The following is a 14,373-nucleotide window of genomic DNA, read 5'->3' as shown; positions in this document are numbered from 1 at the left end:
TTTTCCAAACTTGGAAGAAGTTCTGGAAAATATACTGACCAAACAACGCAATTCTCCAAATACTATTTGCACTGCAGCATTATTTGCACCGCACAAAGCTTAATTCCATGAAAATTATCGGTGACAGTGCCGCGACAGCTCAACGATACAGCCGTCGATAGGCCGTCAACGACGCGCCATTTCGCCCCTTTGCCACCACGACAATGTTAATTGACGGCGCTACCGGAAGGTGCAGATATTAGAAAAATCGAATAAAAGATCCGCCGTCCGGTCGGGTCGCATTTCCAGGGGGTGCGCATGTCTGAACTGCAAGCGAACAACGCCCGTGCAAACGCATGCGGCGGCAAGACGGCTGAGGCGGATCCGGAAGCCGGCCTGACCCGGCGCGACATTCTCATGAGCAGTGCGGCGATCGCCGTTGCTGCCGGGCTGCCGGCGAGCCTTGCGGCTCTTGCCCCGAATGCGGCACAAGCAGCCGGCGCGACGGCGCCGAACATCGTCTACATCATCGCCGACGATCTCGGTTGGGGCGATGTCGGCTTCCGCGGCTCGGACATCAGCACACCCAATCTCGACAGGCTGGCGGCGACCGGCGTAACCTTCGACCAGTTCTACACCCAGCCGATGTGCACGCCGACGCGCGCAGCCTTCCTCACCGGCCGCTACCCGCTGCGCTATGGCCTGCAGACGGGCGTGATCCCCTCGCCCGGTACCTACGGTCTGGCGCTCGACGAATACCTGCTTTCCCAGGTCATGAAGGATGCCGGGTACAGAACCGCGCTGGTCGGCAAGTGGCATCTCGGCCATGCCAAGCCGGAATATTGGCCCAAGCAGCGCGGCTTCGACACCTTCTATGGCGCGCTGGTCGGCGAGATCGACCACTTCAAGCACGCCTCCCATGGGGTGAAGGACTGGTACCGTGGCAACAGGCCGCTCGAAGAGACCGGCTTCGACAACACGCTGATCGGCGACGAGGCAGCCCGGGTGGTCGAAAGCCACGATCCCGCAAGCCCACTCTTCCTCTACCTCGCCTTCACCGCGCCGCACACGCCCTTCCAGGCGCCCGATGACTATCTCGAGCGCTACAAGCACATCGCCGACAAGAACCGCCGTGCCTATGCGGCGATGATCTCCGTGCTCGACGACGGTATCGGCAAGCTGCTGGCGTCGCTCGAAAAACGCGGCATGCGCGACAACACGATGATCGTCTTTCACAGCGACAATGGCGGTGTGACGAGTTCGCTCTTTGCCGGCGACAGCAAGGTGAGCGGCGGGCTGCCGGCCGACAACGGCCCCTATCGCGACGGCAAGGGCACGCTCTACGAGGGCGGCACCCGCGTGGTCGCGCTTGCCAACTGGCCGAAGAAGATCAAGCCCGGCAAGGTCGCAGGCATGGTCCATGTGGTCGACATGTATCCGACGCTGGCAGCGATCGTCGGCGCGACGCTCGACAAGAACCAGCCGCTCGACGGCATCAACCTCTGGCCCTCTTTGAGCGAGGGCAAGCCGACGCCGCGCACCGAGGTCGTCTACAACGTCGACCCCATGGGCGGCGCCGTGCGCCGGGACAACTGGAAGCTCGTCTGGAAGGCGACGTTGCCGCAAAAGGTCGAACTCTTCGATCTTGGCGCCGACCCGTCCGAGGCACACGATGTTTCGGCCGATTACGCCGACCGCGTGCGCGACTTCCAGGACTGGATCACCAGTCTCTCGGTCGAGATGGACCAGCCGCTGCTGCTGATGGACGCGGCGCGCCTGACCTTCTACGCAGCGCCCGTCGTTGCCGATCCTTCGACGCTGTTCAATATTGGTGATTGACGGCCGGCAGCATGGCCGCGGCCGGGTTGTCTGCTAGACCGGCGTGACCGACTTCACGCTGCCGGCGGTGTCGACGATGCAGGTGAACTTGCGGCCGGCGGCGTCGAGGTCGACGCTGTAGGAGGCGGCATCGAGCGCCCGTGAACTGGTCGGCAAGACCTTGGCGCTGTCGACCTGGGCAGCACCGGCGGCCGCATGGGCACACAGAAGCTGCAGATCAGCCGGCGCCGTCTGCAGGCTGGTGCGCGCCATATCCTCGGGCTTGGGCGCGGACTGGCAACCGCTGATCGCGGCCGTGGCCGCCAGCGCCAGAACAAGGCCTTTCATACGCAATATCCCCTCGCTCACCACGTATCCTCCCCTTCGCATCTTCTGTCCCTGTTTCTTCGCGCGATCGACCACCCGTGTCCCCGGCGGCCGATCGGTTCTTTCCTGGCGCCCGCAAGGTGCCTGCGCCGACGCGCCGCTCTCAAGCGACCCGTCTTGCCTATACCGCCTCAAACGCCCTTGTAGAGCGCTGCCCCCTGCATCAGCACGATCACCTTGGCGCCGATCTCGATGCGCGAATGCAGGTCGATGACGTCGTCATTGTTCATGCGGATGCAGCCGGAGGAAACGTCGAGCCCGATCGTCCAGGGCTCCACCGTGCCGTGGATGCGGTAGATCGTGTCCTGGTCGCCCTCGTAGAGATAGAGCGCGCGCGCGCCGAGCGGATTGTCCGGCCCGCCGGGCATGCCGGCCGCCCATTTCGCCGCATTCGGGTCGCGCGCCACCATCTCGGCCGGCGGCGTCCAGGTCGGCCATTCGGCCGTGCGCCCGACGCGCACGATGCCGGCCCAGCCGAAGCCCTCCCGCCCGACGCCGATACCGTAGCGGATCGCCTGGCCGCCGGGTTGCACCAAGTAGAGGAAGTGCTGATTGCCGTCGATGATGATCGTGCCCGGCTGTTCCGCCGTTCGGAAGGTCACCACCTGGCGGCGGAACGCCTCTGGCAGCTGATTGTTGCGGGCGAAATACTGCCGCGCTTTCTTCTTGTCGTAGTTCACCCATTTCTTGGTGCGGGCGTCGTAGATCTGGGTCTGCGCCCAGGCGGCAAGCGGCCCGAGGCTAAGGGCAGCGGCAAGCACCGCGACACTGAACCTGCGCCGCGTCCACATGGGCCGGTCCTTGCCGGCAAGGCGATTGTCGTCAGAACGTCCGCTCATGGCTTGGCCCACCCGTCGATGCGCGCCGCGTTGTCCTCGGCCCATTTCTTCGCGTAGTCGGCCGGCGCCTGCCGCTCGACCTCCAGCGCGTAGCTCATCTTCGTCACTTCCTCCGGCGAGAAATCCACCTTCTCCAGGAACTTCGCGACATCGGGGTGTTTCTTGCCGAAGGCAGTGCCATAGGCAATCTGGAAATGTGCCGCTTCCCAGGCGGTCGAGGCGCTGGATTTCGACACCCAGAGCGGGTCGCTCGGCGGCAGGATCTTCCACTTGGCGGCATCGTGCGGCGGCTCTTCGAGCCGTGCGATCGGGTGCAGCTCGAACACGTGATGCGGCGCGTAGCAGTAGAACACCATCGGCCTCTCGGTCGCGACGGCCGCATCGACGGCAGCCATCGCCACCTCCTCTTCCGCCTCGAACAGCGTCAGCGTCTTGTCGTAGCCGTAGCCGGCCGCCCGCGCCCGCTCGATGCCGGTCGAAAGCCAGGTAGCAGCACCGATCCACATCTCGCCCTTGCCGTCGCCGTCGGTGTCGAGGACCTTGGTCTTTTCGGGGTCGCTGAGATCGGCGGCCGACTTGATCGTCTTGGCCGCTTCCGGCGTGGCGCAAAGGCCCTGCCAGGCCGGCACGCTGCGTTCGGTCAGCTGGCCGACCCCCTTTTCGGTCACGTATTTGCGCACGACGTCTTCGAAGTTCGGTCGCCAGACCTCAGGCTGAATGTCGACCGTGCCCGCCTCGAAACCGACGAAGGCATTGAGCGTACCGAGTTCCTTGACCTCGGCATCGAGCCCGAACTTCTTGGCGATGCCCACTTTCAGGATATTGGCCGTCGCCTGGCCCGACGGCCAGTTCGGCATGGCGATCACCAGATCGGCGGCAGTGGCAGGCAGCGCCACGGATGCGGCCAGCATGGCAGCCAGCACCGCTGGCAGAAACCTCGACTTTTCCTTCACAATCCCCTCCGGCCTCGAGCAATCGATGCGAATGACGTCGTGAATGCGTATGTCGTGCTCAAGCGACGCTGAAACGCGTCGCAACTCTGCAGGTTTCCCTTGATCGCGAGCCCCTGCAGCTCTTCAGAATGCCATGGCGACCTGGCGAGACGCACGGGCGCCGTTGGCGAATGCGAAGCTTATCAATGCCTTGGGCCTTTGGCCCTGCTCTTCCCGTGCCGTATCCGGCATCTTCGTTCGTTGGCCGGCAGGATGCATAGAACCGTGGGCTTCGTCAACGTATCAGCGATACCACACGTTGCACGGACACGTCTGCCGATCGTCTATCACGCGGCAATGCCACGGGAGACCTCGGAGACAGCGCAGTCGCAATTTCGTTGCTGCGTTCGGGCTCTCGAACACTCGTATGGTTGCCTTGGAGGGGATGAGGCGGGCCGCACCCCCGGCCCGCCCGCCCGCGAACGGCAGGGCATGATCGCCCCGCACGTCCCGCTTTGTTTCCTCAGGCGGCCCGCGCGTCGGCCGCGCGGCGACGGTCACCCATGCCGCCCGTTGCCGCTGCCGTGCCCGCCTCGCGCCGCTCGGCACGGCGGTTGAGCTGGAAGCGGTTGACCAGTTCCGTCAGCCGCCGCGCGCCTTCGGCCAGCCGGACGCTGACGTCGGCGGTGCGCTCCACCATGCCCGCATTCTTCTGCGTCATGACGTCGATGTCGTTGACCGCAGCATTGATTTCGCCGAGGCCCGCCGTCTGCTCGGTCGCAGCCGTCGCGATCGCCGCGATCCGCGTGTCGATCGCCGCGACGAAGTCCTCGATTTCCTTCAGCGCGCTGCCGGTATCGCCGACGAGGCGCACGCCTTCGGCGACTTCGGCGACCGAATTCTGGATCAGCGCCTTGATCTCCTTGGCGGCCTTGGCCGAGCGCTGGGCGAGCTCGCGCACCTCCGAGGCAACGACCGCAAAGCCCTTGCCGGCATCGCCGGCGCGCGCCGCCTCGACCCCGGCGTTGAGCGCCAAAAGGTTGGTCTGGAAAGCGATCTCGTCGATCACGCCGATGATCTGGCTGATCTCCTCGGAGGCCGCCTTGATGCGTTGCATCGCCGTCACCGCATCGCGCACGACGCCGGAAGAGCTGTGCGCCGATTGCCGCGCATTTTGCACCAGTGCGCGGGTCTGCTGGGTGTTCTCGGTTGAGGTGCGCACCGTCGCCGTCGCCTGTTCCAGCGCCGCCGAGGTCTGCTCCAGGGCTGCCGCCTGCTGGCGCGTGCGGTCGGCAAGATGCTCGGCGGCATCCTTCATCTCGTGGCTGTTGCTGTTGAGGTCGCGGGTCTGGCGGAGCACGGCCGACAGCGTTTCCTGGAACATGCCGATCGAGGTGTTGAAGTCGCGCCGTAGGATTTCGAGCTCACCGACGAAGGGCTCGTCCAGCGTCATGCGGATGTTGCACTCGGCTAGGCGGCCGAGCCCGGCGCCGATCTCCTGGACCGCAAGCACGCGGTCGGAAACGTCGACGGCGAATTTCACCACCTTCGACACGCGACCGGCATCGTCGAGGATCGGATTGTAGGACGCCTGGATGAAGACCGTCTTGCCACCCTTGCCGATACGCTTGAACTGGTCGGTGACGAAGCGCCCGGCCGCAAGGTCGCGCCAGAAGCCGGCATAGGCGGGCGAATGGACATCGTCCGGCTCGCAGAACATGGAATGGTGCCGGCCGACGATCTCGGGAAGCGCGTAGCCCATCGCCGAAAGGAAGTTTTCGTTGGCGGTGATGATCTCGCCCGAAGGCGTGAATTCGATGATCGCCTGGGCCCGCGACAGGGCGTCGATCTTGCCCTGATCGTCGGTGCTCTTTGCCTTCGACGCGGTGATGTCCGTCGCGAACTTCACCACCTTGTAGGGCTTGCGGCCGCGAAACACCGGATTATAGGAGGCCTCGATCCAGATCTCCCGCCCGCCCTTACCGATGCGCCGGTACTGCTGGCTGTCATATTCGCCGCGGGCAAGGCGTGCCCAAAAGTCGGCATAGGCAGCGGACGCCGCCTCCTCCGGCTGCACGAACATGCGGTGATGCCGGCCGACAATCTCGTGGAGATCGTAACCCATCGCGCGGCAGAAATTCCCGTTGGCGGTCAGGATCGTGCCGGAAAGATCGAATTCGATGATCGCCTGCGACCGGTTGATCGCATCGAGCATGGCTTTGGCATCGGACGAAAAAAGAAACGGCAGGCCAGTCATGAGGGCGGGACCTATAGCTAACAAATCGAAAAGGGATACATGCGAATTGTAGCTATTCGTATGATAAATTTCTTAAGCGATTCTTTTCGCGCCCCCTAGAATTGCCCTGCTTTTGCTCTCATGCGGCCTCGGTCCCGATCGTGCGCCGCGCTCTCAAATCGTGCAAAGCGAAATGGCCGGCAAGCAGCCAGATCAAAACTTCGAGCGCAAAGGTCCAGTGCAAGAGGAAGTTCAGGTACCAGGGTTTGTAGACCGCCTGCACATGCACAAGGTTCACCCTGAGATCCACAAAAGGAAAGAACCAGCGGATATCAGCCGCGACAGAATCCATCACCAGATGCAGGAGCACGCTCGAAAGCCCGACACCGACAAGGACGAGCTGTTTGCGCCGCCCGGTGGCGATGAGAACAAGCGCAACCGTCGCCGCCAGCACCAGCCAGAAGATCGGCGTGTGCACCCAGTAGTCGTGATGCGGCGTGCGGCGCTGGTCGATCAGGTAGAAATAGGCGAGATCGAAATCCGGCAGGACGGAACAGACAAGCCCGACACCGAAGATGGCGCGGGCCTGCGACGGGTTGCGGCGCGCAAACGGGCGGCACAGCAGATACCCGGCAATGAACAAGCAGGTTTCCTCCCGAAGCGCGGCGAAACCCGCGCCCAACAGGCGCAGTCTTGACGCGAACGCCGAGGATTTGCAACCGAACTTGTCGCTTTGATGGCTTCCACCCACAGGCATCGCTGCCAGCGGACGTTACCAGTTGCCCGGATCTGCCGTGTGGTCGACGCTCGCGAATTCGTCCGCCTTGTCGCGCTCGAGCGTCAGCCTGGTGATGTTCTTCGCCTCGTCGGTGATGGCGTAGGAAAGCGGCGCCGGCTCGCGGGTCAGATACTGGTACATCAAAAGGGCCGCCTCCTCGGCGCTATCGGCCTCGAATTCCTTGGCGACGCTGACGAAGAACCTTTGCATGGCCTGCCCCTGCCCGTTTGACTGCGCTGAACGCCTGGATATGACATCTGGATATGACATGGAGCGCTCGCGCCGGGCGTCAATGCGTCGCCCGCCTGTCGGCCGTATTCCAGGCGGCAGGCCGGACGTTCGGCGTCCCTCAAAAACTTCCGGCGAGAGCCGCGGCAGCCAGCAGCACGCCGGTCAGGATATTCGTCAGAAACAGTCGATAGCTGATTTCGGGGCGATCGAGGTCGAAGCGCCGGGCCTGCCACGCGAGATGGGCCGCGATCACCACCATGCCGATGGCATACAGGCTCGACATGCCGAGCATCCAGCCGCCGACAGACCAGGCGGCCAGCGTCAGGCCGTAGAACAGGGCGATGCAGGCCTTGCCGCGGAAGCCGAACAGGATCGCCGTCGACTTGAGACCGAGACGCGTGTCGTCTCGCACATCGACATAGGCGTAGGCCGTATCATAGCCGATCTGCCACGCAACGGCGCCGGCCCACATCAGCACAGCGCCCGCCGGAACATGTCCGGCAACCTGCGACCAGGCCATCAGCATGCCCCAGTTGAAGGCAGCGCCCAAGACCGCTTGCGGCCAATGGGTGAACCTCTTGCAGAAGGGGTAGAGGAACACGAGCGGCACGACGCACACCGCGAGCACACGGGTCGCGGGACTCAGGAAGACAAGGAGCGAAGCGGCGAGCGCAAGTTGCGCAATCAGGAAGACAACGGCCCGGGACATGCCGATCTCACCATTTGCAAGCGGACGAAACCGCGTGCGCTCGACATGCCCGTCGAAATTGCGGTCGGCCATGTCATTGATGGTGGAGCCGGCACTGCGCATCAAAAATGCGCCGAGCGTGAACACCAGAGTATCCCGGATCTCGGGAAGGCCATGCGCCGCCTGGAAAAGCGCCGCCCAACAGGGAAAGAGCGTCAGCCAGATACCGACCGGCCTGTCGAGCCGCGCAAGACGGGTATAGGGCCGCACCGCCCGCGGCAACCGGCGATCCACCCAGTCGCCGCGGTGAATGTCTGTCAGGTCGGGGCGGCTTGCTGTGGTCATGGGGCGGGTCATCCAGTCAGCGTGCGGCGCGCTCCGGCGGCGGCCGCAAACAGCGGCACTATAGGCGCGGGCGTGCTCAGATAAAGGAGGGATTCTGTCGCAGAGGAAGCAGGCTTCCGGCGCGGGGTTCGCCGCTCCGGCAACCATGGGTCGTGGGAATGGAAGCTAAACGGCCTCTCCGCCGCCCCCCCAGAGGCGGGGAAAAGGAACCGCGGAAAGCACGCCAACGTCCCTTCTCCCCGCATGCGGGGAGAAGGCGCCGGCAGGCGGGTGAGGGTCAGCTCCCTCACCGCGAGATGAGGGGCAGCCCCCTCGTCACGGAATGCGGATAAACCCTCACCACCAGCAACGAAGGACGAACCCGTAACGCGGGCGCTTCCGCGCCCTGGCGAAATGTCAGCCCCGCCTCAGCCCTTCGGCTGCGGCACGATGCGGATATAGGGCTTCGGCGCGCGCCAGCCCTCCGGATAGACCTTGCGGGCATCCTCATCCGTGACGGAGCCGGCGATGATCACGTCGTCGCCCTGCTGCCAGTTCACCGGCGTTGCCACCTTGTGCTTGGCCGTCAGCTGCAGCGAGTCGATGACACGCAGCACCTCGTCGAAGTTGCGGCCTGTCGTCATCGGATAGATGAGGATCAGCTTGATCTTCTTGTCCGGGCCGACGACGAAGACGTTGCGCACCGTCTGGTTGTCAGCGGGCGTGCGCTTGGTCGGATCGCCGGAAACCGGCGCCGGCAGCATGCCGTAGAGCTTCGAGACGGTGTAGTCGACATCGGCGATCATCGGGAAGTTCGGCGCATGGCCCTGTGTCTCCTCGATATCGGCGGCCCAGCCGGCATGGCGGTCGAGCGGATCGACCGAAAGGCCAATGATCTTGACGCCGCGCCGGTCGAATTCCGGCTTGATGCGCGCCATGTAGCCGAGCTCGGTGGTGCAGACGGGCGTAAAGTCCTTCGGGTGCGAAAACAGCACCGCCCAGGAGTCGCCGATCCAGTCGTGAAACCGGATCGTGCCGTCGGTCGTCCCGACCTCGAAGTCCGGTGCGAGGTCATTGATTGCAAGCGTCACGATACCCTCCAGTTGTGTATGCACCGCGCCCATCCGGAGCGGTGGCAGCGCTTAGATTTTTGGCAACGCGGCGTCCGAAAAGGCGCTCAAAAAGCCCGCTGTATTCCTCTGGCTTTTTCCAACACGTGTTTTCCGACGGAAATCGGCCGGAGAGAAATCCATTTAGAAAAACAAAATATTACAGTGGCCTCCGCCCTGTCATTCAGACGCTTGGCGCCGTCGCGCGAGGCTCAGTGTGCCACTTTTGCCGGTTAAGGCAACCGGAAAGACGGGCGTCGCCAACGGCCCGGTCGAGCCCCGGGAAAATGCCCGCAACGGGGGCCCGGCCGCTGCCCGCCGGAAGCGTCCCTTGCAACCTTCGTCAGGCGAGCAACTTCGCCGCCCAGGCCGAAACATCATCGCCGCTGCTCACGTCCGGCCGCACGATCCCGTCGATCATGAAGGTCGGGGAGACGTGGATGCCGTTCTGGCGGGCGTACCGGCAATGCCATTTGATCTCCCGATCGAGATCGGGGATCGCAAAGGCCGCCTTCAGTTGCACGCCGCTATAACCTTCCAGTCGCTCGATGATCGTGTTGGGGGTCACGTCCATGTTGGGCCCGCCGGCGTGGTGGGTGAACTCGAACTCGTCCCGATGCGCAGCGACGGCCGCGATGACGGTCTTTGCGGTCTCCTTGCCGCCCGCCAGCGTCGAGGCCGCAAGAATACAGCGAACGACGACGCCGGAATACATGTGCCAGGGCTGCGACTGCAGCCGGATCTTGATGGTGATCCTGTCCGCGCCGGCGCGGGGCGAGAAGGGCATCGAGCTTGCCGAATGCCTTGGCCGAGTAAGGATCCGTCGGTTCCAGAAAGACCTCGAAGAGGTGCGGACCGGTGCCCCAGGTAAGTGGATCGGCGTGCCAAGGTGCGTCTGTCATGTGATGTCCCCTTCTTCAAGCCGCCTGGTCTGTTCGATGAACGTCGAGAGCCATGCGCCCGGTCTGCAAGGCTTCGACGAAATGGCGGGCACCAGGACGGCGGTCCGGGTAAAGTTCACGTCGCCTGCAGCAGCGCGCCGTAGGTCGCCAGATCGACATTGCCGCCGCTCAGGACGATGCCGACGCGCTTGCCGGCGCAGGCAAGCACCCCCTCGAGCACGGCGGCCGCCGCAAGGCAGCCGGTCGGCTCGACCACGATCTTCATGCGCTCGCCGAAGAAACGCATGGTTTCGACCAGCTGTGCGTCGCTCACCGTGACGATGTCGGCGACCGCGCGCTGGATGATCGGAAAATTGTGGGCGCCGATGCTGGGGGTGAGCGCGCCGTCGGCGATCGACTTCGGGATGGCGATTTCGACGATCCGGCCCTGGCGCAGCGACTGCTGGCCGTCATTGCCGGCCTCGGGCTCGACGCCGACGATGGCCGCGCCGGGCGAGCGCTCCCTGGCGGCGAGCGCGGTGCCGCCAAGCAGCCCGCCGCCGCCGAGCGGCGTGACGATCAGGTCGAGCTCACCCACCTCCTCGATCAGTTCGAGAATTGCCGTCCCCTGGCCCGCGATCACGTCCGCATGGTCGAAGGGAGGGATCAGCACAGCGCCGCGCTCGGCCGCCAACCGGGCGCTGATGGCCGAGCGGTCTTCCTTGTAGCGGTCGTAGAACACGACGTCGGCGCCATAGCCGCGCGTTGCCGCCACCTTCATGTCGGGCGCATCGGCGGGCATGACGATCGTCGCTGCGACGCCCTGCAGGCGCGCGGCATAGGCGATCGCCTGGGCATGATTGCCGGAGGAAAAGGCGACGACGCCCTGCCTCGATCCCTTTTCCCTGAGCGCGGCGATGGCGTTATAGGCGCCGCGGAACTTAAAGGCGCCGCCGCGCTGGAAGTTTTCCGCCTTGAAGAACAGCCGGGCGCCGGTGGCGGCATCGGCCGTGCGCGAGGTCAGGACCGGCGTTCGGTGCGCGATCCCGGCGATCCGGTTTCGGGCCATCTGCACGTCGTCGAATGTCGGAATGCGCAATGCCTCGTCCGCCGCTGAAACTGCCATCGAGTCTCTCCCCTGAGCCTGCTTTCCGGAGGCTAGTAAAGACCGCCATGCAAGGCAAGGACGTCAGCCGTGTCCCCCATTTTTGGACACCTGCCCATCTTGGGGCGGGACCGTGCGGTAATGGTCGACGGCGAAGCTGAAGAGCACCTTGAGCATGAAGAGGCCTGAGACCGCCATCATCGCCGGCGTCAAACCGGGCAGAAGCGGCAGGCCGGCAAGGCCGATCGCAGTGAGCAGCCCGCCGACGAAGGTCTGCGCCTCCCGCCCCGCCAGCCGGTTGACGAGCGCGGCCGCTGCGATCGTATAGGCCCAGACGACAACCGCGGCCGCGATCCCGCTGCCAAGAAGCAGCGCGACGAGGACGATGTGGAAATGGATGGCGATGAATATCCAGCGGTTGCGCGGCCGGGCTGCGTAGAAATCATTGGTCGACGGCGTGAAATTGGCGACGCAGCCGGCGGCGATGTCGAGCACGAGAACAAGCGCCAGCGCCGCCCGCCACCAGGCAAGATCGGCAAGCATCGACCCCGCAGACAGCGCGAAGACGACGGCAACGCCGGCTCCGAACAGGAGTATGGCGGCGAGATAGGCGAGTGGTTGCTCTTCCCCGAAAACGTCGTGCAGGTGGGGATGGATGCGAAGAGATCTCATGGAGGTCGCCTGGGCAAACGCGGAATGGCCGCCACTATGAAGGGACGTTGGCCGGGCGCAAGCGGCTAACCGTAACGAGCTGCCGGGATGCCCAGCCGCGCACGGGCTCCGCTCCGCCCGCTCCCGACCTAAGACGGCTTCGCCTCCGCCTTCTCGTCGCCCCAGGACCGCAACACCTGCGCAAGTGCTGCCACGCCCTTGCCGATCTCGGCCGCCTCGAGGCTCGCATAGCCCATGACGATGCCGGCCCGGTCCGGCCGATGGCCGGCATCACCTGCCGCATAGAGCGGCGAAACCGGATATAGGCCGACGCCAGCCGCCCGCGCTCGCGCGATCAGCGCGTCTTCCTGCGCCTTTTCCAACTGCTCGAACCAGACGACCACATGCAGGCCGGCATCGGCGCCGGATATGGTCGCCGCGTCGCCGAGCTCCGCCTTGAGCGCCGTCAACAGGGCCTCCCGCCGGCGGCCATTGTTGCGCCGGCTGCGGCGGATGTGGCGCTCATAGGCGCCGCTTGCAATCATCGCCGCCAGTGCTTCCTGCTCGAGGCTCGGCGAATGGCGGTCGATCAGTTGCTTGGCGGCGGCAAAGGCCGGGACAAGCGGCGGCGGCACGACGAGATAGCCGAGCCGGAGCATCGGCGAGAGGCTCTTGGAAATCGTGCCGAGATAAAGCACGTTTTCCGCCTGCCCCATGGTCTGGAGCGGCGGGATCGGCCGGATGTCGTATCGATATTCGCCGTCGTAATCATCTTCGAGCACATAGGCCCCGGTTCGCCTGGACCAGGCCAGAAGCGCCTGCCGCCGCCGGGCCGAAAGCACGCTGCCGAGCGGGAACTGATGCGAGGGCGTGACATAGGCGAGCCTGGCATCCTCCAATTGTTCGAGGATGTCGGTCCTCAGCCCTTCCGCGTCGACCGCGAGGGGAACCACCGCGGCGCCGGCGGCGGCAAAGACCCGGCGCGCCATCACATAGCCCGGATCCTCCATCGCCACCCGGTCGCCAGCATCGACGAGCACGCGCGCCGCAAGGTCCAGCCCCTGCTGCGAGCCGTTGACGACGACGATCTGATCCGGATCGCAACTGAGCCCTCGCGCGCGCCAGAGATAGGCCTGCAGGGCCATGCGCAGGGCAGACGAACCGGCGGGGTGATCATAGGCAAGCCGCGGCCTTCGCCGGCGGAGCGCCGCGTTGACCGACTGCCGCCACGCCTCCTCCGGAAAATCCGCGGCCGACAGGTCGCCGTAACGAAAGTCGGCAATCAGTCGAGCAGAAACCGGCGGCATCCAGATCGGCCCGTCGCAAAGGGCAGCCCCCAGGCGTGACAGGCGAACCGCCGCCGCACCCTTGTCCCGATGCTTCTGGCTCGCTGGACGCCCGGGCGCGGCCACCGAGCCGGGACCCTGCCGGGCCGCAAGCAACGCGACCCGCGAGCGTGCGCCCTGCCGGCTTTCCAGATACCCCTCGGACAGAAGCTGCTCATAGGCGGCCGTCACCGTCGTGCGCGAAACGCCAAGCTCGGCGGCGAGCGCCCGCGTCGACGGCAGCAGCGCCTCGGCGCCATAGGTGCCGTCAAGGACCTGTGCCTTCAGCGCCTCATAGATCCGCCGGGCGGTCCCGACCCTCGCCTCTTCTTTCATCGTCACAAACTGGCCCACGCATTTATACGGAAACTGGATATTCTTGGCCGTCCAGTTTGCCTCTATGACGGGACGAGCACAAGGAGCGAGATCATGTACACACCGCCTGCCTTCAAGGAAGAAACGCTGAGCGTGTTGCACGACATCATCGAGGCGGCTTCGCTTTCGACCCTCGTCACCGCCACGGCCGATGGGCTGCTTGCGACCCCGCTGCCGCTGCTGCTTGATCGCAACGAGGGGCCGAACGGCACGCTCTACGGCCACGTCGCCCGCGCCAACCCGCAAGGAACGACGCCGGTCATCGGCGCGGCTATGGCGACCTTCATGGGGCCGGACGCCTATGTCACGCCCTCCTGGTATGCCTCCAAGCGCGAACACGGCAAGGTCGTGCCGACCTGGAACTATGTCGCCGTGCACGCCTATGGCGCGGCCGAATTCTTCACCGACGAGGACCGGCTGCTCGACATCGTCACGCGGCTGACCAACCGGCATGAGGCCGGACGAGCCGAGCCCTGGCAGGTCAGCGACGCGCCCGCCGCCTTCGTCAAGGCGCAGCTTCGCGGCATCATCGGCCTCAGGCTGCCGATCGAGCGTCTCGACGGCAAGCGCAAGATGAGCCAGAACCGCAGCGCCGAGGACCGCACCGGCGTCGCGGCAGGGCTTGCCGCCAGCGCCCGCCGCGAGGATCGCCTCGTCGCTGAGGAAATACCGGTCTGACCACGGACGAAGGGACCGCCGGCGGCTGACCCGCCGG

13 protein-coding genes and 1 pseudogene are annotated in these 14,373 nt (G+C 65.1%); 2 read left to right on the top strand and 12 right to left on the bottom strand.

Annotated elements, in window-relative coordinates:
* Positions 1-297: 297 nt before the first annotated feature.
* Complete coding sequence (locus tag OVA00_RS26680) at positions 298-1,818, top strand: arylsulfatase B (protein WP_268089917.1); 1,521 nt, start codon at positions 298-300, stop codon at positions 1,816-1,818.
* A 33-nt stretch (positions 1,819-1,851) separates the two neighbouring features.
* Here OVA00_RS26680 and OVA00_RS26675 read toward each other — a convergent pair whose 3' ends face one another.
* The 12 genes and pseudogenes from OVA00_RS26675 to pdxR form a co-directional block, all read right to left on the bottom strand.
* Complete coding sequence (locus tag OVA00_RS26675) at positions 1,852-2,145, bottom strand: hypothetical protein (RefSeq protein WP_226020593.1); 294 nt, start codon at positions 2,143-2,145, stop codon at positions 1,852-1,854.
* A 170-nt stretch (positions 2,146-2,315) separates the two neighbouring features.
* On the bottom strand, positions 2,316-2,975 hold the full coding sequence (locus tag OVA00_RS26670; protein WP_060605718.1) for a L,D-transpeptidase: 660 nt from the start codon (positions 2,973-2,975) through the stop codon (positions 2,316-2,318).
* Between the two features lie 44 nt (positions 2,976-3,019).
* On the bottom strand, positions 3,020-3,934 hold the full coding sequence (locus OVA00_RS26665; RefSeq protein ID WP_268090374.1) for an ABC transporter substrate-binding protein: 915 nt from the start codon (positions 3,932-3,934) through the stop codon (positions 3,020-3,022).
* A 544-nt stretch (positions 3,935-4,478) separates the two neighbouring features.
* Positions 4,479-6,170 (bottom strand): methyl-accepting chemotaxis protein, encoded by a 1,692-nt coding sequence (locus OVA00_RS26660; protein WP_268089916.1) that lies wholly within the window; start codon positions 6,168-6,170, stop codon positions 4,479-4,481.
* A gap of 160 nt (positions 6,171-6,330) precedes the next feature.
* Entirely contained in the window at positions 6,331-6,834 is a 504-nt protein-coding gene (locus OVA00_RS26655) for a metal-dependent hydrolase (RefSeq protein WP_268089914.1), read from the bottom strand.
* Between the two features lie 129 nt (positions 6,835-6,963).
* Positions 6,964-7,179 carry a hypothetical protein gene (locus OVA00_RS26650; protein WP_060516039.1) on the bottom strand — a complete coding sequence of 72 codons (216 nt, stop codon included), beginning with the start codon at positions 7,177-7,179 and terminating at the stop codon, positions 6,964-6,966.
* Positions 7,180-7,318: 139 nt separating this feature from the next.
* The gene (ubiA, locus tag OVA00_RS26645) at positions 7,319-8,233 is read right to left on the bottom strand and encodes a 4-hydroxybenzoate octaprenyltransferase (RefSeq protein ID WP_268090373.1); all 915 of its coding nucleotides are present in this window, start codon (positions 8,231-8,233) and stop codon (positions 7,319-7,321) included.
* Positions 8,234-8,640: 407 nt separating this feature from the next.
* Positions 8,641-9,303 carry a peroxiredoxin gene (locus OVA00_RS26640; protein ID WP_034793680.1) on the bottom strand — a complete coding sequence of 221 codons (663 nt, stop codon included), beginning with the start codon at positions 9,301-9,303 and terminating at the stop codon, positions 8,641-8,643.
* Positions 9,304-9,664: 361 nt separating this feature from the next.
* A pseudogene (locus OVA00_RS26635) lies at positions 9,665-10,223 on the bottom strand (DsbA family protein).
* 115 nt (positions 10,224-10,338) lie between these two features.
* The gene (locus OVA00_RS26630) at positions 10,339-11,328 is read right to left on the bottom strand and encodes a threo-3-hydroxy-L-aspartate ammonia-lyase (RefSeq protein WP_268089913.1); all 990 of its coding nucleotides are present in this window, start codon (positions 11,326-11,328) and stop codon (positions 10,339-10,341) included.
* 63 nt (positions 11,329-11,391) lie between these two features.
* The gene (locus tag OVA00_RS26625) at positions 11,392-11,979 is read right to left on the bottom strand and encodes a hypothetical protein (protein WP_113294005.1); all 588 of its coding nucleotides are present in this window, start codon (positions 11,977-11,979) and stop codon (positions 11,392-11,394) included.
* Between the two features lie 128 nt (positions 11,980-12,107).
* The gene (gene pdxR, locus OVA00_RS26620) at positions 12,108-13,637 is read right to left on the bottom strand and encodes a MocR-like pyridoxine biosynthesis transcription factor PdxR (protein ID WP_326494140.1); all 1,530 of its coding nucleotides are present in this window, start codon (positions 13,635-13,637) and stop codon (positions 12,108-12,110) included.
* Positions 13,638-13,712: 75 nt separating this feature from the next.
* Here pdxR and OVA00_RS26615 point away from each other — a divergent pair, with 75 nt between their 5' ends.
* Positions 13,713-14,336 (top strand): FMN-binding negative transcriptional regulator, encoded by a 624-nt coding sequence (locus OVA00_RS26615; RefSeq protein ID WP_089043521.1) that lies wholly within the window; start codon positions 13,713-13,715, stop codon positions 14,334-14,336.
* Positions 14,337-14,373: the final 37 nt, after the last annotated feature.

This window comes from Ensifer sp. SL37 (assembly GCF_026672675.1).
Lineage (GTDB): Bacteria > Pseudomonadota > Alphaproteobacteria > Rhizobiales > Rhizobiaceae > Ensifer > Ensifer adhaerens.
This window is presented reverse-complemented; position numbering and strand designations above follow the sequence as displayed.

Coding starts and splice junctions, on each gene's coding strand:
- OVA00_RS26670 (WP_060605718.1), bottom strand. CDS start 2,975: ATGTGGACGCGGCGCAGGTTCAGTGTCGCGGTGCTTGCCGCTGCCCTT.
- OVA00_RS26625 (WP_113294005.1), bottom strand. CDS start 11,979: ATGAGATCTCTTCGCATCCATCCCCACCTGCACGACGTTTTCGGGGAA.
- OVA00_RS26615 (WP_089043521.1), top strand. CDS start 13,713: ATGTACACACCGCCTGCCTTCAAGGAAGAAACGCTGAGCGTGTTGCAC.
- OVA00_RS26675 (WP_226020593.1), bottom strand. CDS start 2,145: ATGAAAGGCCTTGTTCTGGCGCTGGCGGCCACGGCCGCGATCAGCGGT.
- OVA00_RS26650 (WP_060516039.1), bottom strand. CDS start 7,179: ATGCAAAGGTTCTTCGTCAGCGTCGCCAAGGAATTCGAGGCCGATAGC.
- OVA00_RS26680 (WP_268089917.1), top strand. CDS start 298: ATGTCTGAACTGCAAGCGAACAACGCCCGTGCAAACGCATGCGGCGGC.
- OVA00_RS26630 (WP_268089913.1), bottom strand. CDS start 11,328: ATGGCAGTTTCAGCGGCGGACGAGGCATTGCGCATTCCGACATTCGAC.
- OVA00_RS26665 (WP_268090374.1), bottom strand. CDS start 3,934: ATGCTGGCCGCATCCGTGGCGCTGCCTGCCACTGCCGCCGATCTGGTG.
- OVA00_RS26660 (WP_268089916.1), bottom strand. CDS start 6,170: ATGCTCGATGCGATCAACCGGTCGCAGGCGATCATCGAATTCGATCTT.
- ubiA (WP_268090373.1), bottom strand. CDS start 8,233: ATGACCACAGCAAGCCGCCCCGACCTGACAGACATTCACCGCGGCGAC.